Below are 20,819 nucleotides of genomic sequence, written 5' to 3' on the forward strand. Positions count from 1 at the left end.
GTTTTTATTTTCAATTTAGAGAAGAAATTCATGAAAACCACATTATGCATAAAAAAACAAAAATAAAATCACCATCATAATCTTTGTTGAATTTAAATTTTAATAAAAACAAATATAGTAAAATTAAATTTCAATAAATCAAAATTTAACATACAGCAGAATATTCTAATAATTCATTTTCTATCAGATCATATCTTTCATTATTGATACTGTTAGCTTTCTTAATTATCTAATAATAACTTTATTTATGGAAAATAATAAATTAACTTATTCCCTAATTTATTATTCTTATATATAACTAGGGTTGAATAAATATATTCAACATTAAACTTTTTTATTTAAAAATACTGAGTTCTTACTTATTTTTAATCAATATAATAAATTTATTATCTATTGATAAATTTTAATTTAATGATATTTAACTTCAGTAAAATGCAAAATCACAAGTAAATAAAACCACAAGAAATTAAAATGATAGTCAATAATGTTGTTTTAATTTCATCTATTTACATTATAAAGAGCTTCCTGTTATAACTTAAACCATCATCACAATATTATTCTTTCTCGCATAAGTAGCCTTTAAATAACTTTTTTGTTATTTATTTTCACTCTAATTTATTCGCTTATTTAAAAAGAATCTCATTGTGATCTTATTACTTATTATTCTTATCACGATAATTATTATAGGTTGTTATTATGACATCACAATCACACTCCACTCAGCCGTTGAGTCAACCTACGGCAAGACCATTGAACCGCAACGACTATAAAACGTTGGGTTTATCCTCACTAGGAGGAACGTTGGAGTTCTATGATTTCGTGATCTTCGTGTTCTTTACGAAAACATTGAGCCACTTGTTCTTTCCTGGTGATAACGCCTTTATCGCACAAATGCAGACTTTAGGTATTTTTGCAGCTGGCTATCTTGCTCGGCCTTTGGGTGGCATTATTATGGCACACTACGGCGATATTATTGGCCGTAAACGCATGTTTACCTTAAGTATCTTCTTAATGGCGGTACCAACATTAGTTATTGGTTTATTACCCACTTATGCCAGCATTGGTGTTGCAGCGCCATTATTGTTGTTATTAATGCGCATTATGCAAGGTGCTGCTATTGGTGGTGAAATGCCTGGTGCTTGGGTGTTTATCGCAGAGCATACGCCAAAACAACGTTATGGCTTAGGTGTAGGCACATTAACCTCAGGCATTACAGGCGGTATTTTATTAGGTTCAATCGTGGCGATTATCGTTCAGCGTAGCTATAGTGCTCAAGAAGTGAATGATTTTGCATGGCGAATTCCCTTTATCTTAGGGGGGATTTTTGGCTTAATCTCTGTTTACTTACGTCGCTTTTTACAAGAAACGCCTATCTTTAAAGAGATGGCAGAGAAAAAAGCGTTAGCACAAGAAATGCCCGTGGTTTCAGTTATTAAAAATCATAAACAGGCGTGCTTAATTACTGCTGCATTAACATGGTCTTTATCAACAGCCATTGTTGTCACCATATTGATGACACCTAGTGTTATTGTTGAAGGGATTTACAAAATTGATAGAACCACCTCATTGGAAGCGAACTGTGTTGCAACATTAACCTTAACTTTAGGTTGTATCTTCTGGGGCTGGATTGGCGACAAATTGGGAACACGAGTTTCAATGACATTATCATGGGGTGGTTTGATTGTTACAGCATTCCATTTCTATGGCAGTTTAGATGCAACAATGTCTGGTTTTCAGTTAGCATTGAATTATGGATTAATGGGCTTTTTTGTTGGTGCGATTGCAACAACACCAATTGTTAGTACAAGAGCATTTCCACCATCAATTCGTTTTTCAGGCTTGTCTTTTGCTTACAATATGGCTTATGCCGTGTTTGGTGGATTAACCCCAATGTTAACTGGTGCATGGTTAGAAAAGACAGCAATGGCAGGTGCCTATTATGTCGCTGGAGTCTCATTCTTAGCAATTGCTGTCGCATTTTTACCTTTAGCCTATAGAGGTTGGACTGCGGTAAAGCCAACTACCCGTGAAAAAGACGTTGCATTACAAATTGATAAAGTTGTTAGTTAAAACGACTTATTATCAACGTTCTCTGCTCAATACAGCTCCTTGATAGGGGCTGTATTTTTCTATATACAACAAAAAAGGACGCCTTATGGCATCCTTTATTTTTCTTAAATTTTTTGTCTTTTTAATGGCACAACTTATTGTGTCATTTTACTTAGCATAGGTGCCGTGATCAGCATTAGAATTGCGATAACACCTGTTACAATACCGATTTGTAAGAATACACTGCTGTAAATTTCTAATGAAGCGTGAGCACTTTGTACATCTTCTGGTACTGCCATTAAACTCGCAACTTTACCTGCAATAATTGCAGCAGCGGCAGAAGTTAAGAACCAAGCCCCCATAATAAAGCCCATTAAACGCTGTGGTACAAGTTGTGCAACCATGGCAAGTCCAAGCCCTGAAATCATTAACTCGCCAATACTTTGGAAACCATAGCTTGCTACTAACCACCATGAAGACACAATCCCTGCTTCATTTGCCATGCTTGCACCCAGTGGTAGCACTAAGAATGCGGTCGCACTTAAGAACATTCCAACAGTGAACTTATAAGGCATAGGTAATTTATCGCCCATAAAGTTATACACTGCGGCTAGTAATGGACTCGCTAACATGATCCAGAATGGATTAAGTGATTGGAATTGTTCTGGTTGAACACTGAAACCTAACAGAGAATGTTCTACGTTATGAATTGCGAAGAAGTTTAAAGATGTTGGCATTTGATCGTAAAGAACAAAGAATACCACAGCCTCAACCATCAGTAAGAATGCAACAATCATCTTGCGACGCGCCACACCTTTCATCATGAAGGTTTCACGCGCAAAAATGAGGATGATACCTAATGAGATCACAGCTAAAGACCAACTTGCCACTTCATTATTATGTAACAACCAAGTCGATACTGCCGTTAAAGCAACGATACCCACCAGCGTTAATAACAATTTTGAATAATTAAGCGGTTCAAAATCAGGTCTAGAGCCTTTATCTTTGATCCATCCCCGACAAACCATAAAGTTTGCTAAAGTGATCAGCATACCTACAACACTTAATGCAAATGCTACATCCCAACCATAATTAGCTGCTAACCATGGTGTTGCTAACATAGATAAGAACGAACCTACGTTGATAGACATATAGTACATCGTAAATGCACCGTCTAATTGCGGATCGTTTTTCTCATAACAGGTCGCGAGTAATGAAGATGGATTTGCTTTAAATAAACCATTACCTACAGCAATGGTTGCAAGTCCCCAATAAATCACATCTTTATTGTGATCTGAGAAGGCCACCATCGCATAACCAATTGCCAGAACGATAGCACCGAGGATTATAACCCTTTTTGTACCAAGGATTTTATCACCCAGCCATCCACCGATAGCAACAAAACCATAAACTAATGCGGTAAATGCAGCAAAAACAGTGATGGCTTCTGCCTCACCCATGCCCAGCATTTTAACCAGATAAACGGCCATGATCCCTTGCAGACCGTAATAGCCGAAACGTTCCCATAATTCGATTGAGAAGATGAGATAAAACGCACGAGGCTGTTTAAATGCATTCAGGCTCGGTTTTTGTCCATCGTCAGGTGTGTTTGCAGTTGACACTAAAAACCTCTAATTATTCTATACGCCTTTATAGTTAGGCTGATTTTTACAAAATTTTCGTTATTCAAGACAGAGTTAAAGCTCGGTGAATTTCATACTGGATTGTTATTCTTTGAAAAGAGTTCAACGCAGAGAAAAACAAGGTTGGCATTCTATCACTGGAAAGAATAATTATCTAAGAATTATAACTAACTATTGCGTTTTATCATAGTTACAGGCATTTGTACAAAATAGTTATGCGATTAAAAAACCACCAATCAAAATAACGTACTGATTATTAATAAATTATATTCCACTTAATTATCCCTATATAAAGAATTAAGCTACGCTAGTGATTATCGCTAATTTGCTAAATTATCTCTTATTGAATAACAACGATAAAATAATGCCAGTAGCAATTTGTTTTAATTGATTAAAATAACGCCAATAAAACACATTCCTTGACTTAATTTCCATATTTCCTCCATTTTTAACTGTGTAGAAACAGGTAGAATGTCACTATTCCAAAATTTTATTTCAGTATTTCTGATTAGCTAGTTGCCAGTGGGATCACAAAAGTAATGAATAAAAACAAAAATGCTAAAAAAAGAGTTTCTCTCATTATCGCTTTAATCGTCGTAATCGCAGGGGGTTACGCCTATTGGCAATTTAATGCAGCAAAAACAGCGTCACCTGAAAATAAAGTGGCTCAAGCAACTAACTCACAAAGTCGAAGTACATCTGGATCTCGACGCCCTCCTTTACCGCCTGTTCAAGTTGCAACATCAACACAAGAGGATGTACCTCAATTTTTATCGGCCTTAGGTACAGTGAAAGCAACCAATAGCGTCACAGTGACAAGTCGAGTTGAAGGTCAATTAATGGCTTTACATTTCACGGAAGGGCAACACGTTCAACAAGGTGATTTATTAGCAGAAATTGACTCCCGTCCATTTGAAGTACAATTAGCCCAAGCCAAAGGACAACTTGCAAAAGATCAAGCCACATTAGCTAACGCACGTCTTGATTTAGCGCGTTATCAGAAGTTGGCAAAAACTAATTTAGTCTCACAACAAGAGCTAGATAATCAGCAAGCTTTAGTGAAGCAGTCAGAAGCAAGTATCCGTATTGATGAGGCTACGATCAGTAATGCGCAACTGCAATTAACTTACAGTAAAATTACAGCACCTATTTCAGGCCAAGTGGGATTAAAACAAGTTGATGTGGGTAACTATATTTCAGGTGGTTCATCAACACCGATTGTAGTTATTAATCAAATGGATCCTGTTGATGTGCTTTTTACATTGCCAGAACAAGATTTAGCTAAAGTCATTCAAGCACGTAAAAACAGTGCTGATTTGCCTGTCACCGCATTAGACAGAAATAACCAATTTGAATTAGCTCAAGGTAAATTATTTAGCGTTGATAACCAAATTGATGCTACAACTGGCACCATTAAGTTAAAAGCACGTTTTCCACAACAAGAGACAACATTATTTCCTAACCAGTTTGTAAACGTGCGTCTTTATGTCGCTACATTAGAAAAAGCGGTTGTTATTCCGAATGCTGCACTACAAATGGGTAATGAAGGTCACTTTGTTTGGGTTGTAGATAGTGAAAATAAAGTGAGTAAATTACGCGTAGAGATCGCCTTACAAAATGCGGAAAAAGTCGTAATAGCATCTGGTCTATCAGCAGATCAGCGCGTTGTAACCGATGGAGTGGATAGATTAACACAAGGTGCAAAAGTCGAAATCGTGACGCCTACAGCACCAAAGACTAAAGAAAATAACCGTGTTGTTGCGGAGAAAGCATAATGACCGAAAAAACACACGGTACAGGTGGCGGCCCCTCTCGCTTATTTATTCTGCGCCCTGTTGCAACAACCCTTTTTATGGTCGCTATACTCTTAGCTGGAATTGTCGGCTATCGAATGCTACCCGTCTCTGCGTTACCTGAAGTTGATTATCCAACTATTCAGGTCGTTACACTCTATCCTGGAGCAAGCCCTGATGTCATGACATCAGCTGTCACTGCGCCACTTGAGCGTCAATTTGGGCAGATGTCCGGGTTAAAGCAAATGTCATCTCAAAGCTCTGGTGGTGCATCGGTGATCACACTGATGTTCCAATTAACATTACCATTAGATGTTGCAGAGCAAGAAGTACAAGCAGCGATTAATGCAGCCACTAATCTGCTACCATCCGATTTACCTTACCCACCAATTTACAGCAAAGTTAATCCAGCTGATCCGCCTATTTTAACCTTAGCGGTGACTAGCTCGACATTACCGATGACACAATTGCAAGATATGGTTGAAACCCGTATTTCGCAAAAGATTTCACAAGTTAATGGCGTAGGTTTAGTGGCTTTAGCGGGGGGGCAGCGTCCTGCCGTTAGGGTCAAACTCAATGCACAAGCCGCAGCATCTTACGGTTTAGATAGTGAAAAAATTCGTGTGGCAATCAATAATGCGAACGTTAACTCAGCGAAAGGAAGCCTTGATGGCCCTACTCGCTCTGTAACGTTATCGGCTAATGACCAAATGAAATCATTAGAAGATTATCGCCAACTCATCGTTGCCTATAAAAATGATGCGCCTATTCGTTTATCTGATATCGCAACTATCGAACAAGCGCCTGAAAACAACCAATTAGGTGCATGGGCAAATAATGAACAGGCGATTATTATAAATGTGCAACGTCAACCCGGCGTTAACGTTATTGATACCACTGATAATATTCGTAATTTATTACCCGATTTAGTCTCTAATTTACCAAAATCCGTGAATGTTGAGATCTTAACCGATAGAACCACAACGATCCGCGCGTCAGTTAAAGATGTACAGTTTGAGCTTGGTTTAGCTATCGCCCTTGTGGTGATGGTGATTTATCTCTTTTTACGTAATGGTGTCGCAACCTTAATTCCAAGCATTGCTGTACCACTTTCATTAGTCGGTACATTCGCAGTGATGTATTTCTGCGGCTTTTCTGTCAATAATCTCACCTTAATGGCATTAACGATTGCGACAGGCTTTGTTGTCGATGACGCCATTGTTGTGATTGAAAATATCTCTCGCTACCTTGAGCGTGGTGATAAACCATTAACTGCAGCGCTAAAAGGGGCTGGTGAAATTGGTTTTACCATTATTTCGCTTACCTTCTCTCTTATTGCTGTCCTGATCCCTCTGTTATTTATGGGGGATATTGTCGGTCGCTTATTTAGAGAGTTTGCCATCACCCTTGCTGTCGCGATCCTAATCTCTGCGGTGGTTTCGCTCACATTAACGCCAATGATGTGTGCTCGATTGCTAAAACCTGAAAATGAAATCAAACACAATCGTTTTGAAATAGCGTGCGAGCGTTTCTTTGAAAAAATGATTGCCGTGTATGCAGTTTGGCTCAAACGTGTTTTAAACCATCAATGGATAACGCTTGGCGTAGCACTTAGCACATTGGTATTAACTGTTTTGCTGTATATGTTTATTCCTAAAGGTTTTTTCCCATTACAAGATAACGGGCTATTGCAAGGAACCATTGAAACCTCACAATCCATTTCTTATCAAGCAATGGTAGAAAAACAACAACAAGTGGTTGATAAACTCATTGATGATCCCGCTGTTGATAATATTGCCAGTTTTGTCGGCATTGATGGCAGTAACGCAACACTCAATACGGGGCGATTGCAGATCACGCTAAAACCCCTTGATCAGCGTGACGATAGGATAGATGTGATTATTCCTCGTTTACAAGCGCGTATTGCGTCTATTGCAGGAATGACTCTTTATCTGCAACCGACTCAAGATTTAACCATTGATACGCAAGTTTCTCGTACTCAGTATCAATTTACGTTACAAGCAACATCATTAGAGGAGTTGGCTTATTGGGTGCCTAAGCTCTCTCAGGCACTAAAAGAGAGTCCTGAATTAACGGATATCAGCAGTGATTGGCAAGACAACGGCATGATGGCATATATCAAAGTAGATAGAGACTCAGCAAGCCGTTTAGGTATTTCGATGAGTGAAATAGATAACGCACTTTATAATGCTTTTGGTCAGCGTTTAATTTCAACTATCTACACTCAAGCCAATCAGTACCGCGTTGTATTGGAACAAGATATTCGCAATGATGACGGTTTACAGGCGCTCTCAGCCGTACATTTAACTGGCAAAGATGGTGCTATGGTGCCTTTGTTATCTATTGCATCTGTTGAACAACGTCTAGCACCTCTTTCGATTAATCATCAAGAGCAATTTCCTTCAGCAACATTCTCATTTAATGTCGCAGAACAATCCTCTCTTGAAGACGCAGTGAAAGCAGTAAAATTGGCTGAAGAGCAGATTTCTATGCCGAAAGATATTACCACCCAATTCCAAGGTGCAACGTTGGCATTTGAAAGTGCGCTTTCTAGCACTTTATGGCTGATTATCGCGGCTATTGTGGCAATGTATATTGTACTCGGTGTGTTATATGAGAGCTTCATTCACCCTATTACTATTTTATCTACGCTACCTACCGCAGGTGTCGGTGCGTTACTTGCATTAATGGCCGCCGGTAATGAGCTTGATATTATTGCGATTATTGGGATCATCTTACTTATCGGGATCGTAAAGAAAAATGCGATCATGATGATAGACTTTGCCCTTGCCGCCGAACGAGAGCAAGGTTTAACCCCTTACGAGGCTATTTATCAAGCGTGTTTATTACGTTTTCGTCCAATATTAATGACCACAATGGCGGCTCTTTTAGGTGCTTTGCCTTTAATGTTAAGTACCGGTGTGGGTGCAGAATTACGCCAACCATTAGGGGTTTGTATGGTCGGTGGCTTAATTATGAGCCAAATATTAACTCTGTTTACTACGCCTGTAATTTATCTGCTGTTTGATAAATTATCACTCTATGTAAACCGTAATAAACAGGTTGAGAATAATAACGGGGCTGTATCATGAAGTTTTTCGCCCTCTTTATTCAACGACCTGTAGCAACTACGTTGCTTAGCTTGGCGATTTCGCTATGTGGTGCATTAGGTTTTATGTTGCTCCCTGTCGCCCCATTACCCCAAGTTGACTATCCGGTTATTAATATTTACGCCTCCTTACCAGGGGCTTCACCAGAAACCATGGCATCTTCAGTGGCAACACCGCTTGAGCGCTCTTTAGGGCGAATTGCGGGTATTGATGAAATGACATCAAGCAGTTCACTTGGAAGTACCAGCATTACGTTGGTGTTCGATTTAAATAAAGATATCAATACCGCAGCTCGTGATGTGCAAGCGGCATTAAATGCTTCACAAAGCTTATTACCTTCAGGAATGCCAAGCCGCCCGCGTTATTATAAATCGAATCCTTCTGATGCACCGATTATGATCTTAACGCTCACCTCTGACACACAAAATACTGGGGAACTTTACGATCTCGCTTCAACACGGCTAGCACAAAAAATCTCACAGATTGAAGGTGTGAGTGAAGTTTCGGTTGGTGGCGGCTCATTGCCTGCAATACGTGTTGCTCTCAATCCTGATGCGCTATTTAACCAAAATGTCAGCCTTGATGATGTTAGAAAAGCAATTAACCAAGCGAATGTGCGACGACCTCAAGGCTTTGTCAATAATGATGAAAATCGTTGGCAAATTCAAACCAATGACGAGCTAAGCAAAGCGGCTGAATATCGCCCAATCATCGTGCATTACAATCAAGAGGCTGTTGTGCGTTTAGGCGACGTTGCGCAAGTCACTGATTCGGTACAAAACTCACGCGCAGCAGGGATGAGTGGCGGTGAACCGGCTATTTTACTGGTTATTCGCCGTGAAGCGGGTGCCAATATTATTGAAACGGTTAACCGTATTCGTGATGAACTTCCTGAATTACGTGAACTTATTCCTGCCAGTGTTGATTTAAAAGTTGCCCAAGATAGAACGCCCACTATCCGCGCATCCTTAGCAGAAGTTGAACGTGCTTTAGCTATTGCTGTGGCGCTAGTGATCTTAGTCGTATTTTTATTTTTACGTTCAGGTCGTGCCACACTGATCCCTGCGGTTGCGGTACCCGTTTCATTAATTGGTACTTTTTCAGCCATGTATCTTTGTGGCTTTAGTTTAAATAACCTTTCATTAATGGCATTAACCGTAGCCACCGGCTTTGTGGTTGATGATGCCATTGTGGTGCTTGAAAATATCTCTCGTCATATTGAGAATGGTTTAAAACCTAAAGATGCCGCCTTGAAAGGGGTCGGTGAAGTTGGTTTTACAGTTCTTTCGATGAGTATTTCTCTTGTTGCCGTTTTTATTCCATTACTGTTGATGGATGGCCTTGTTGGACGATTATTTAAAGAATTTGCTATAACCTTAACAACCGCTATTGCGATTTCGCTGTTTGTTTCTCTAACGCTCACCCCCATGATGTGCGCGCATTTACTCAAAGGGATGAAACCTAAAGCACAATCGCATTTACGGGGTTTTGGTAAGTTACTTTTCCGTCTCCAACAAGGTTACAGTGTCACATTACAAGCAGCGTTACGCCATCGGCGCTGGGTTATGGCTATTTTTCTCGCCACATTGGGCTTAAATGCTTATTTATACATCAGCGCACCTAAGACGTTTTTCCCTGATCAAGATACAGGTCGTTTAATGGGGTTTGTCCGTGCTGACCAAAGCATTTCATTCCAATCAATGAAAGAAAAAATGACCCGTTTTATGCAAGAAATTAATGCAGATAAAGACGTTGATAGCGTAACGGGTTTTACTGGTGGGGGGCGTATTAACAGTGGATTTATGTTTATTTCCCTCAATCCCCTGTCAGAACGCACTGATAGTGCCAACCAAGTGATCAATCGTTTACGTGCCAAACTTGCTGATGAACCTGGCGCTAACCTCTTTTTAATGCCTGTGCAAGATGTTAGAGCGGGTGGACGTCAAGCGAATGCCAGTTATCAATTCACATTATTAGCTGATGATTTAAGCGAGTTGCGTAAATGGGAGCCCATTGTTCGTAAAGCGTTAGGCGAACTGCCTCAGCTGGTGGACGTTAACTCAGATAAAGAAGATAAAGGCGCCGAAATGGCACTGACGTACGATCGTGATACTATGTCGCAATTAGGTATTAATGTTAGTGATGCCAATAATCTACTGAACAATGCTTTTGGTCAGCGTCAAATCTCCACCATTTATGCGCCATTAAATCAGTATAAAGTGGTTATGGAAGTCTCTGAACAGTATACACAGGATGTTTCTGCGTTAGATAAAATGTATGTGGTCAATAATCAAGGTGAACGTATTCCATTATCGGCATTTGCAAGTTGGTATCCTGCTAATGCACCGTTAAGTGTAAATCACCAAGGGCTATCTGCGGCCTCAACTATTGCTTTTAATATTCCTGAAGGCTATACATTAGCCGATGCCATTAATTCTATTGAACGCACAATGACCGAGTTGGGCGTACCCAATACCGTAAGGGGCACCTTTGCAGGTACTGCACAGATTTTTCAAGAAACCATCAAATCACAGCTTATTCTTATCTTAGCGGCGATTGTAACGGTCTATTTAGTATTAGGTGTGTTATATGAAAGTTATATTCATCCGCTGACCATTTTATCTACTCTTCCTTCTGCGGGTGTTGGTGCGTTATTAGCGTTGCAGCTTTTTGATACACCTTTTAGCTTAATTGCGCTTATTGGCATTATGTTGCTGATTGGTATTGTGAAGAAAAACGCCATTATTATGGTGGATTTTGCGATTACAGCACAGCGTGAAGGCAAGTTGTCAGCTAAAGAGGCGATTATTCAAGCCAGCCTATTACGTTTTCGCCCTATTCTTATGACAACACTCGCCGCATTATTTGGTGCATTACCACTAATGTTAGGTAGTGGAGATGGCGCAGAGTTAAGACAACCTTTAGGGATAACAATTGTCGGCGGTTTATTAATGAGCCAGCTACTGACCCTCTATACAACTCCGGTTATTTATCTATTTTTTGATGGATTGCGTGAACGTTGGCAACAACGGCGTTTCAGCAAGAAAGAGGCTAAAGCATGAAACTGAGAAGCAAGCTGTTCTTGGTAATTTTCGCTACCTGTATGGTTGTGGTTCTTGCCATGCATATTGGTATTCGAGGTAGCTTTCAACAAGGATTTATTGGCTATATCAAGAAAAACAGTGAACAGCGTGCAACTCTTTTAGCTGAAGCCTTAACAGATCAATATGCTTTAACCGGCGACTGGCGTTTTCTTAATAGAGATGATCGTTCTCTTTATCAAATATTACGCAGTATCGACCAAATAAGCCAAAGCAGTGAAGGCCCTCCACCCAAAGGCTGGCGCACACAGTTTTGGATCGTTGATAAAAATATGAAGCGCTTATTTGGTCATGACAATCAGTTTCCTGAAGAAACGTTCAAAAAACCAATTACGGCTCATGATGAAATTGTGGGTTGGGTGATTGTCAGTGCCGCTGATAAGATCAGTAGTGAAGCGGATATCAGTTTTGATAAACAACAACTGCGTACCAGTTGGATCATTGCCGGTTTAGCGGTTCTTTTAGCTTTACTTATTACACTGATCCTTTCTCGCAATATGATACGCCCCGTTAAACGACTGGTCGAAGCAACACATAAATTAGCAGCAGGTGACTTCTCTGTTCGAGTTACGCCCACAAGTAAAGATGAAATCAGCCAACTCGCCACAGACTTTAACCAACTCGCCAGCACACTAGAGAAAAATGAGCAAATTCGTCGCGATTATATGGCAGATATCTCACATGAATTGCGAACCCCTCTTGCCATATTAAAAGGCGAACTCGAAGCGTTACAAGATGGCGTAAGAAAGCCCACGGCAGAGACATTAAACTCACTTTTATTCGAAGTAACAAACCTGACAAAACTGGTGAATGATCTCCATCAACTCTCATTATCAGATAGAGGCTCTTTAACTTATCGTAAAGATTTTATTGATATTAATGAGGTGATTTTGTTGGCTGTGGCTTCTTATCGTCACACCTATCAAACTAAAGATATTGCTTTATACACTGAATTAGATGATGTCTCTCCATTAATTGTACAAGCCGATCCTGACCGACTTATTCAGCTTTTTCATAATCTATTAGAAAATAGTGTGCGCTATACCTATGCTGGTGGGCAATTACATATCAAGACAAGAAAAGAGAACAACTGCGTATTGATAACTTTGGAAGATAGCGCACCTGGATTAGATAGATCACAGTATCAAGCCGTTTTCCAACGCTTTTATCGAGCAGAAAGCTCACGAAATCGTGCCAGTGGAGGCTCCGGATTAGGTCTTGCGATTTGCGAAAATATCGTTGAAGCTCATAATGGTAAAATAAGTGCTATGCCTTCATCTTTAGGTGGCATGAAAATTCTTATAGAATTACCCGCATATTCTGATGATCTTTAAGCCTAATAACCATTGAGCCAATAAATGACCCTATCTGAATCCCCCTATTCAATCCTGATTGTTGAAGATGAGCCTAAACTTGCCCAATTGCTTATTGATTATCTTCAATCATCAGGTTATCAAACTTATTGGTTAGCAGATGGTGCTGAAGTTTGCCATTGTGTAAAACAGCAACATTACGATTTAATACTATTAGATCTGATGTTGCCCGTTAAAGATGGCATCACTGTCTGTAAAGAGTTACGTCAGTTTTCCGATATTCCCATCATTATGGTCACAGCGAAAACAGAGGAAGTAGATAGATTACTCGGGCTTGAGATTGGTGCTGATGACTATATTTGCAAACCCTATAGCCCAAGAGAAGTGGTCGCCAGAGTCAAAACTTTATTACGCCGTTTTTATCGACCACAAGATATTGTTCAAAACGATAAATTAGTTGTCATTGATGAGCAGGCTTATCAAATCCAATACAACAATAAAATTCTTGATTTAACGACTGCTGAATTTCGTTTACTTAAAGCGTTAGCCACTCAACCCGGAAAAATATTGACGCGTGACCAACTTATGGATCACCTTTATGATGACTACCGTATTGTGACGGACAGAACCATTGATAGTCACATTAAAAACTTACGACGTAAACTAGAGCAACTTAACGATCAAATTGAATTTATTCGTTCAATTTATGGTCAAGGCTATCGTTGGGAAACCCAAGCTTACCGTTTTCGATGATATTTTTTCAGGAATACATTGAACCTCGCTACACTTAAGCGCTAGAATCCCCTCCTTTATGATATACCCCTACCCAATGTGTGGGGGACTGACTTGAAATCAGAACCAGGAAATTAACCATGTTTACACCCGAATTGCTCTCTCCTGCTGGCTCATTAAAAAATATGCGCTATGCCTTTGCTTATGGCGCAGACGCCGTTTATGCAGGTCAGCCACGTTATAGCTTACGTGTGCGTAATAATGAGTTTAACCACGAAAACCTAGCCAAAGGTATTCAAGAAGCCCATGAATTAGGTAAACGCTTCTATGTTGTGGTTAATATCGCACCTCATAATGCTAAATTAAAAACCTTTATCCGTGACTTAAAACCTGTCATTGATATGGGCCCTGATGCGCTGATTATGTCTGATCCGGGTTTGATCATGATGGTACGTGAGGCCTTCCCTGAAATGGATATCCACCTTTCAGTACAAGCCAATGCCGTAAACTGGGCAACCGTAAAATTCTGGCGCCAAATGGGATTAACTCGCGTGATCCTTTCACGTGAACTTTCTATTGATGAAATTGCTGAAATTCGTAAGCAAGTTCCTGATATGGAATTAGAAGTTTTTGTTCACGGTGCATTATGTATGGCTTACTCAGGCCGTTGCCTGCTATCTGGTTATATCAATAAGCGTGACCCAAACCAAGGTACATGTACTAACGCTTGCCGTTGGGAATATAAAGTCGAAGAAGGCAAAGAAGACGATGTGGGCAATATCGTTGAAAAATACACGCCAATCCCAGTTAAAAACATTGAGCCTACTTTAGGCGTTGGCGCGCCAACAGATAAAGTCTACTTAATTGAAGAAGCAAAACGCCCTGGTGAATATATGACTGCGTTCGAAGATGAACACGGTACTTATATCATGAACTCTAAAGACTTACGTGCGATTGAACACGTTGAGCAATTAACACAAATGGGTGTGCACTCTCTGAAAATTGAAGGTCGTACTAAATCCTTCTATTACTGTGCCCGTACAGCGCAAATGTATCGTCGTGCAATTGATGATGCTGTTGCAGGCAAACCCTTTGATCCAACGTTGCTAACGACATTAGAAGGCTTAGCACACCGCGGTTATACCGAAGGTTTCTTACGTCGTCATACCCATGATGCGTACCAAACTTATGAATATGGTTACTCTGTCTCTGACACCCAACAATTTGTCGGTGAATTCACTGGTAAACGCGTAAACGGTTTAGCGGAAGTTGATGTTAAAAATAAATTTGTTTTAGGTGATAGCCTAGAATTAATGACACCAACTGGAAATATTCAGTTCACGTTAGAATCACTGTTTAACAAAAAACAGCAACCAACTGATGTTGCTCCGGGTAATGGTCACATGGTTTATTTGTCTGTTCCTGAAGATGTTGATTTAGATTTCGCACTGCTGATCCGCAATCTACAAGGTACAACAACACGTCAACCGCATAAAATTGATGCGGTAGAAGTGAAGTAAAGCGTCATAATCTGATTTAAAGTGGTCAATTTCAAATACAGATCACATCAATAATGATTTGTTTGCCGTATCATCAGTTCCGAAAAATAAAGAACTAGAATGAATACAGTAAGACTAGGAACCACCTCCTTGGCAAATCCAATCTCCCTTGGATTTGCCTTTTCTTTTTTCACTTCCCGTTATCAATTATCTTTTCGTAAAACACATTCCTTTTTCGTTATCCTTTGTAAAAAAAATAGTAATTTTCTCGATATCCATTACCTTTAAAAGAGTGATTCAATTAAAGGAACTCATCAATGAGTAAAATTAGTTTACTAATCATTAATGGAAAAAGCGCGAACAACGGTGCATTGAGAAAAGCAGTCTACCAATTACGTAACGAAGGTTTTAACCTCCAAGTAAGAGTAACTTGGGAATCCAGTGATATACGTCGTTTTGTACAAGAAGCGATAGATATACAGGCAGAAACGGTGATTGCAGCAGGAGGCGATGGAACAATTAATAGCGTTGTATCTGAACTAATTCATCTCTCCCCCTCATCGTTACCAACACTTGGCATTATTCCATTAGGTACAGCAAATGATTTTGCCACCAGCGCACAAATCCCTCGTGATATGGAGAATGCCCTTAACTTAGCCGTTAAAGGACGAGCAGTGCCCATTGATGTTATCAATGTAAATAAGACCCATTATTTTATTAATATGGCTTCTGGTGGTTTTGGTACCAAAATTACCACTGAAACGCCAGAAGCCTTAAAATCGGCATTAGGAGGGGCAGCTTATTTTATTAATGGTCTTTTAAGTATTGATTCTTTGAAAGCAGATTACTGTACTATTGAAGCAGAAAACTTTCACTGGAAAGGTGAATCCCTCATTCTCGGTATTGGTAATGGTCGCCAAGCCGGTGGCGGGCAACAACTCTGCCCTGATGCATTAATTAATGACAATAAGCTTAATATCACTATTGTTGAAGCGCACGAATTACTCCCTTCTCTTTTCAATAGCCTGTTTGATCGGAAAAAAAATGACAAGATAATCGAACGTGAAAGTCGCTGGGTAAACATTAGTGCTTCTCATGAAATGATATTTAATTTAGATGGAGAACCCCTTTTAGGAAATAAATTTGAATTTATTGTGTTACCTGAAGCGATCCACTGCCGGTTACCGCCTCAATGTGACTTGTTATCTTAATGTAGATAAATGACAATCACTCTCATCTCATCATGAACTGGAGTATGTAATGACTGATATAGTAAGTTTGTTAGGTGCTGATGCGAAATCATTATTGGAACATCGTTGCCAAACCATCCCGAGCGAAAATCTCTACCTGCCAGGTTCTGACTTTGTTGATCGCGTTATGATTGATAACAATCGCCCTAATAGCGTGTTACGTTCAATGCAAACCCTGTTTAATCACGGGCGTTTAGCGGGAACGGGTTATCTGTCCATTCTACCTGTTGACCAAGGGGTTGAACATTCTGCTGCAGCCTCTTTTGCCGCAAACCCACTCTATTTTGATCCGAAAAATATTGTTGAGTTAGCTATTGAAGCGGGTTGTAACTGTGTTGCCTCTACTTATGGTGTTCTTGCTTCTGTTTCTCGTCGCTATGCACACAAAATCCCTTTTCTTGTGAAATTAAACCACAATGAAACCCTAAGCTACCCAGCGCAATATGACCAAACACTGTACGCCAGTGTAGAACAAGCCTTTGAAATGGGTGCTGTTGCAGTGGGTGCAACCATCTACTTTGGTTCACAAGAAAGCCGTCGCCAAATAGAAGAAATTTCAATGGCCTTTGAGCGTGCACATGAATTGGGGATGGTCACTGTATTATGGGCTTATTTACGCAACCCAGCCTTTAAAAAAGATGGCGTAGATTACCATGCAAGTGCAGATTTAACCGGTCAAGCAAACCATTTAGCCGCAACAATTGGTGCTGATATTGTTAAACAAAAAATGGCTGAAAATAACGGTGGCTTTAAAGCAATTGGTTTTGGTCATACTGATGAGCGTGTTTACACCAAACTCACTACTGAAAACCCAATTGATTTAGTTCGTTACCAATTAGCAAACTGCTATATGGGACGTGCGGGATTAATTAACTCTGGTGGTGCTTCAGGTAATAATGATCTTGAAGATGCTGTTCGTACCGCCGTTATTAATAAACGAGCGGGTGGTATGGGCTTGATCTTAGGGCGTAAAGCGTTCAAAAAATCAATGAAAGATGGCGTGGCTCTAATTAATGCCGTACAAGATGTTTATCTAAATAAATCTGTCACTATTGCTTAATTATCTGATTTTACGATCAGTTAAAGCCCCTTTTATAGGGGCTTTTTAGTATTACCACCAGCGATGAAAATGGTGTACAGGACCGAAACCTTGTCCAACCTCTAAACTATCTGCATGTTCTAACGCTTGTTGTAGATAGGCTTTTGCTTGCTCAACACAAATCTGCCAATTAACAACTTGGGGACGAATAGCGGCTAAAGCGGCTGAAAGTGTGCATCCTGTACCATGAGTATTTTTCGTATTCACACGTTTTGAGGTAAATCGCCACTCGCCATCTTGAGTAAATAACCAATCGGGACTTTCATCTTCAGTTAAATGTCCTCCTTTCATTAACACGGCTTTGCATCCTTGCTTTAGTAATGCATAACCTTGTTGCTTCATTGTTATTTCATCTTGAGCAACTTCACAACCTAGCAAGGCAGCTGCTTCAGGTAAATTAGGTGTGATCAAATCAACCAACGGTAAAAGCTGACTGACCATTTTATTAACCGCATCAGGCTGTAATAGAGGATCACCACTTTTTGCAATCATAACCGTGTCAAGAACAACAAAAGGAATAGCATATTGCTGAATTTTGTCGCAAACCACATCAATAATTGAAGCATTAGAGAGCATACCTATTTTGGCGCTATCAATTCGAACATCAGACAAGACAGCATCTAATTGAGCTGCAACAAAATCAGGGGATAAATCATAGACACTACGGACACCACAGGTATTTTGAGCAACAAGTGCTGTCATTACTGTTGTGCCATAAACACCCAGTGCGGAAAATGTTTTCAGATCAGCCTGAATACCTGCACCACCACTAGGATCGGTGCCTGCGATAGACAATGCATTGAATCTCACTGATTAACTCCTCCTTTCACCAGTTACAGAAAAGTCGGGCTCTGTTAATCAGCAGAGTTACCTTGACTTCCCTACGCTGGCATTATCCAGATCAGGTTATACGGGTTCATCTCAGCCATAAGGCGCCCCGAGCCAAAGCCTGTAAATTCAGGCGATAAGAAGTATCGCATGCTCAAGATAAAGATGCTAGCTTGATAACAGACCTCTATTGACTAACTTTCTATTTTTGAGATTTGTTATTCAGTAAGATAAATCAGTGAAGGTTGTATATAATAAATACTAAGCCGATGGCTTATATTGCGCGAAACATCAATTTAAGGAATATATTTTAGCTATCTTTAAATAAGAAGAATAAAATAAATTATTTTGCTCGTTTTAACGACAATAGATATATTATCTGCTAAATGAGGTATTTATAATGCATTTCTGGACAATCACACAATGCGGAGGGGCTAAATGAAAAATGAACCATCGCAACAGAATAATGGACAATCAATGCCTTATCTTATTCCTGATGCAGACTTTAATGTAAAATTGAAAATTCACTCTAGAAATATTGATCATACAAAAGAATTCCTTGAAAAAGGTGTTGAAGACTTTGTATTACCAGAATATAGCATCCCCAATGGGTATCGTTTTGTTAAGTCTTTAAAACGAAATCAATATCGTTTAATTTCAACTACCAATGCACCTGAAACAGTTTATCTTGTAGAGCTTATTTTTCGCAAAGATATTATATTTAGCAAAACAACATGTACTCAAGTTAAAGTGTGGCGAACTGTTTCTGAAGAACATGATATTGCGACAAGATATCTCCCTAGATACTTCTTCAGCTATTTACTTAAAACATACAGTATTGTTGTTTCTGATGAAGAACAAACAGGTGCAGGTAAGCGTTTTTGGGAAACAATGATTGATTGGGCTTTTACTGTTCACCTTAATGTTTATATTTCAGATGGAACAGAAGAAAACCGCCCTCTAACCGTTGTGAAAGATACGGATGATCTTTATGAAAACTGGGATGCTTTCTGCTGGGGGAAAGATCGAGATACTCATACTCATCGGCTCCTTGTAATTAGCAAAGAAAAATTATCTCAATAATAAGTAATCTATTTCCTGAAAACGTGTGAATAAACATTATTCACACGTTTTTAATTTAGGATAATCTGCACAAAAAACCGACACTTCACTAAATAAAACCCACGTAACTTAAACAATTTATAAACCAACACAGAACTTTTCTTTTTTTTATTTAACTCTTCTTATTTGTTACTTTATTATTCAGCTGGAAATTAATCTCTTTTTCTAAGCTAATGTTGTTAATATTAATTTTATTTCAATATGTTAATTGAGTCATAAGAATAAATATTTAGTGTTTTTTTTCTGTTGAAAGTAACCAAACCTAAATTAAATCTTACAAGGCTTATTTATCAGCTATTTATTTAAAATCTAATAAAATTTAATTTTCATTAGAAACAATATTTTATCATAAAAAAATAACATTATTTAATATCAGACAAAATTACGTTCATAAGTACAATAAGCCTATTGTTTTATTCTTAACCGATTCTACCCCCTTAAGATTTTATTTAAGAAGTAAAGTTTCAGATACCTCTTATCTTAAATACTTGTCGATTAAATAACACTATTAGTAATGTTTATTTGTCATCACCAGAATCACTGTTTATGCCGTACTCGGAGTTATATTATGTCATCGTCCTATTTTCACCCTAGCGTATTAGCTACAACGCTGTTTTCACTTGCGTTAACAACTTCCGCTTTCGCTTCTGAAAATAATACAGATACCAATCAGACTATTATGACAGAAAACCAACAAGTCACCAGCAACCCTCCTCAATCTAATAATGAAGAGAACTACTGGGAAAAATTCAAACGTAATGTTAATCAAACTTGGGATAATGACCAATATAATTACTATTTACCTGTATGGACTTGGCATAACCGATTTACTTACGATAAAGAAAAAACTGATCGCTATAACGAAACACCTTGGGGCTTTGGCATGGGTAAATATCGTTATGACAATGATGGTGATTGGCACTCCCTTTATGCGATGGCATTTATGGACTCAAATAACCGCGTACAACCTATTATAGGCTATGGTTTTGAGAAAATGTGGTATCCCGGTGATAAAGACGGTTTCCGTATGGGCGCAGGATTTACACTGAGTATTACAGCACGCCATGAATATAACTATATTCCTATGCCACTTCCTTTGCCGTTAGTGTCTGTCGGTTATGGGCACCTTTCACTACAAGCGACCTATGTACCTGGTACTTATAACAATGGTAACGTGTTATTTGCTTGGTTACGTTGGCAGTGATCTATAAAAATACCAAAAGATATACTTAATAATATTTTGATAATATCCTGAGTAT

13 protein-coding genes and 1 riboswitch are annotated in these 20,819 nt (G+C 39.1%); of the genes, 11 read left to right on the plus strand and 2 right to left on the minus strand.

The genetic code is table 11. The features are described from left to right. The first annotated feature begins 696 nt into the window (after nt 1-696). On the plus strand, nt 697-2,070 hold the full coding sequence (locus tag GWI59_RS08305; RefSeq protein WP_109847316.1) for an MFS transporter: 1,374 nt from the start codon (nt 697-699) through the stop codon (nt 2,068-2,070). A gap of 134 nt (nt 2,071-2,204) precedes the next feature. On the opposite strand, the gene dtpA is transcribed toward GWI59_RS08305, so the two are convergent. Then, nucleotides 2,205-3,671, minus strand: coding sequence for a dipeptide/tripeptide permease DtpA (gene dtpA / locus GWI59_RS08310; protein WP_006533065.1), 1,467 nt, complete (start codon nt 3,669-3,671; stop codon nt 2,205-2,207). Between the two features lie 560 nt (nt 3,672-4,231). Between dtpA and GWI59_RS08315 the strand changes: the two genes are divergently transcribed. The 8 genes from GWI59_RS08315 (at nt 4,232) to fbaB (ending at nt 17,571) form a co-directional block, all read left to right on the plus strand. Continuing rightward, nucleotides 4,232-5,467: an MdtA/MuxA family multidrug efflux RND transporter periplasmic adaptor subunit gene (locus GWI59_RS08315; RefSeq protein ID WP_161724452.1), complete on the plus strand. Its 1,236-nt coding sequence runs from the start codon at nt 4,232-4,234 to the stop codon at nt 5,465-5,467. Next, nucleotides 5,467-8,598 (plus strand): MdtB/MuxB family multidrug efflux RND transporter permease subunit, encoded by a 3,132-nt coding sequence (locus tag GWI59_RS08320; protein ID WP_161724454.1) that lies wholly within the window; start codon nt 5,467-5,469, stop codon nt 8,596-8,598. Before GWI59_RS08315 ends, GWI59_RS08320 begins: the two co-directional genes overlap by 1 nt. Further along, nucleotides 8,595-11,678, plus strand: a complete 3,084-nt coding sequence (mdtC, locus tag GWI59_RS08325; RefSeq protein WP_109847314.1) for a multidrug efflux RND transporter permease subunit MdtC — start codon at nt 8,595-8,597, stop codon at nt 11,676-11,678. Before GWI59_RS08320 ends, mdtC begins: the two co-directional genes overlap by 4 nt. Then, nucleotides 11,675-13,051, plus strand: coding sequence for a two-component system sensor histidine kinase BaeS (gene baeS / locus GWI59_RS08330; protein WP_161724456.1), 1,377 nt, complete (start codon nt 11,675-11,677; stop codon nt 13,049-13,051). Before mdtC ends, baeS begins: the two co-directional genes overlap by 4 nt. Nucleotides 13,052-13,075: 24 nt before the next feature. Further along, entirely contained in the window at nt 13,076-13,783 is a 708-nt protein-coding gene (gene baeR, locus GWI59_RS08335) for a two-component system response regulator BaeR (RefSeq protein WP_006533073.1), read from the plus strand. 119 nt (nt 13,784-13,902) lie between these two features. Further along, nucleotides 13,903-15,282, plus strand: a complete 1,380-nt coding sequence (gene trhP / locus GWI59_RS08340) for a prephenate-dependent tRNA uridine(34) hydroxylase TrhP (RefSeq protein WP_161671021.1) — start codon at nt 13,903-13,905, stop codon at nt 15,280-15,282. 296 nt (nt 15,283-15,578) lie between these two features. Then, the gene (gene yegS, locus GWI59_RS08345) at nt 15,579-16,472 is read left to right on the plus strand and encodes a lipid kinase YegS (protein ID WP_072064215.1); all 894 of its coding nucleotides are present in this window, start codon (nt 15,579-15,581) and stop codon (nt 16,470-16,472) included. A gap of 49 nt (nt 16,473-16,521) precedes the next feature. Beyond that, entirely contained in the window at nt 16,522-17,571 is a 1,050-nt protein-coding gene (fbaB, locus tag GWI59_RS08350; protein WP_006533078.1) for a class I fructose-bisphosphate aldolase, read from the plus strand. 51 nt (nt 17,572-17,622) lie between these two features. On the opposite strand, the gene thiD is transcribed toward fbaB, so the two are convergent. Then, nucleotides 17,623-18,420: a bifunctional hydroxymethylpyrimidine kinase/phosphomethylpyrimidine kinase gene (gene thiD / locus GWI59_RS08355; RefSeq protein WP_115065451.1), complete on the minus strand. Its 798-nt coding sequence runs from the start codon at nt 18,418-18,420 to the stop codon at nt 17,623-17,625. A 51-nt stretch (nt 18,421-18,471) separates the two neighbouring features. Next, nucleotides 18,472-18,560: riboswitch (TPP riboswitch) on the minus strand. Nucleotides 18,561-18,876: 316 nt separating this feature from the next. On the opposite strand from thiD, the gene GWI59_RS08360 reads away from it, so the two are divergent. Then, entirely contained in the window at nt 18,877-19,521 is a 645-nt protein-coding gene (locus tag GWI59_RS08360) for a hypothetical protein (RefSeq protein ID WP_006533081.1), read from the plus strand. A gap of 607 nt (nt 19,522-20,128) precedes the next feature. Then, nucleotides 20,129-20,764 (plus strand): lipid IV(A) palmitoyltransferase PagP, encoded by a 636-nt coding sequence (pagP, locus tag GWI59_RS08365; RefSeq protein WP_006533082.1) that lies wholly within the window; start codon nt 20,129-20,131, stop codon nt 20,762-20,764. The last annotated feature ends 55 nt before the right edge of the window (nt 20,765-20,819 follow it).

Source organism: Proteus sp. G2673, from assembly GCF_009915125.1.
In the GTDB taxonomy this organism is placed as follows: domain Bacteria; phylum Pseudomonadota; class Gammaproteobacteria; order Enterobacterales; family Enterobacteriaceae; genus Proteus; species Proteus penneri.

Coding starts and splice junctions, on each gene's coding strand:
- baeS (WP_161724456.1), top strand. CDS start 11,675: ATGAAACTGAGAAGCAAGCTGTTCTTGGTAATTTTCGCTACCTGTATG.
- mdtC (WP_109847314.1), top strand. CDS start 8,595: ATGAAGTTTTTCGCCCTCTTTATTCAACGACCTGTAGCAACTACGTTG.
- GWI59_RS08320 (WP_161724454.1), top strand. CDS start 5,467: ATGACCGAAAAAACACACGGTACAGGTGGCGGCCCCTCTCGCTTATTT.
- baeR (WP_006533073.1), top strand. CDS start 13,076: ATGACCCTATCTGAATCCCCCTATTCAATCCTGATTGTTGAAGATGAG.
- GWI59_RS08315 (WP_161724452.1), top strand. CDS start 4,232: ATGAATAAAAACAAAAATGCTAAAAAAAGAGTTTCTCTCATTATCGCT.
- fbaB (WP_006533078.1), top strand. CDS start 16,522: ATGACTGATATAGTAAGTTTGTTAGGTGCTGATGCGAAATCATTATTG.
- GWI59_RS08360 (WP_006533081.1), top strand. CDS start 18,877: ATGAAAAATGAACCATCGCAACAGAATAATGGACAATCAATGCCTTAT.
- trhP (WP_161671021.1), top strand. CDS start 13,903: ATGTTTACACCCGAATTGCTCTCTCCTGCTGGCTCATTAAAAAATATG.
- GWI59_RS08305 (WP_109847316.1), top strand. CDS start 697: ATGACATCACAATCACACTCCACTCAGCCGTTGAGTCAACCTACGGCA.
- yegS (WP_072064215.1), top strand. CDS start 15,579: ATGAGTAAAATTAGTTTACTAATCATTAATGGAAAAAGCGCGAACAAC.
- pagP (WP_006533082.1), top strand. CDS start 20,129: ATGTCATCGTCCTATTTTCACCCTAGCGTATTAGCTACAACGCTGTTT.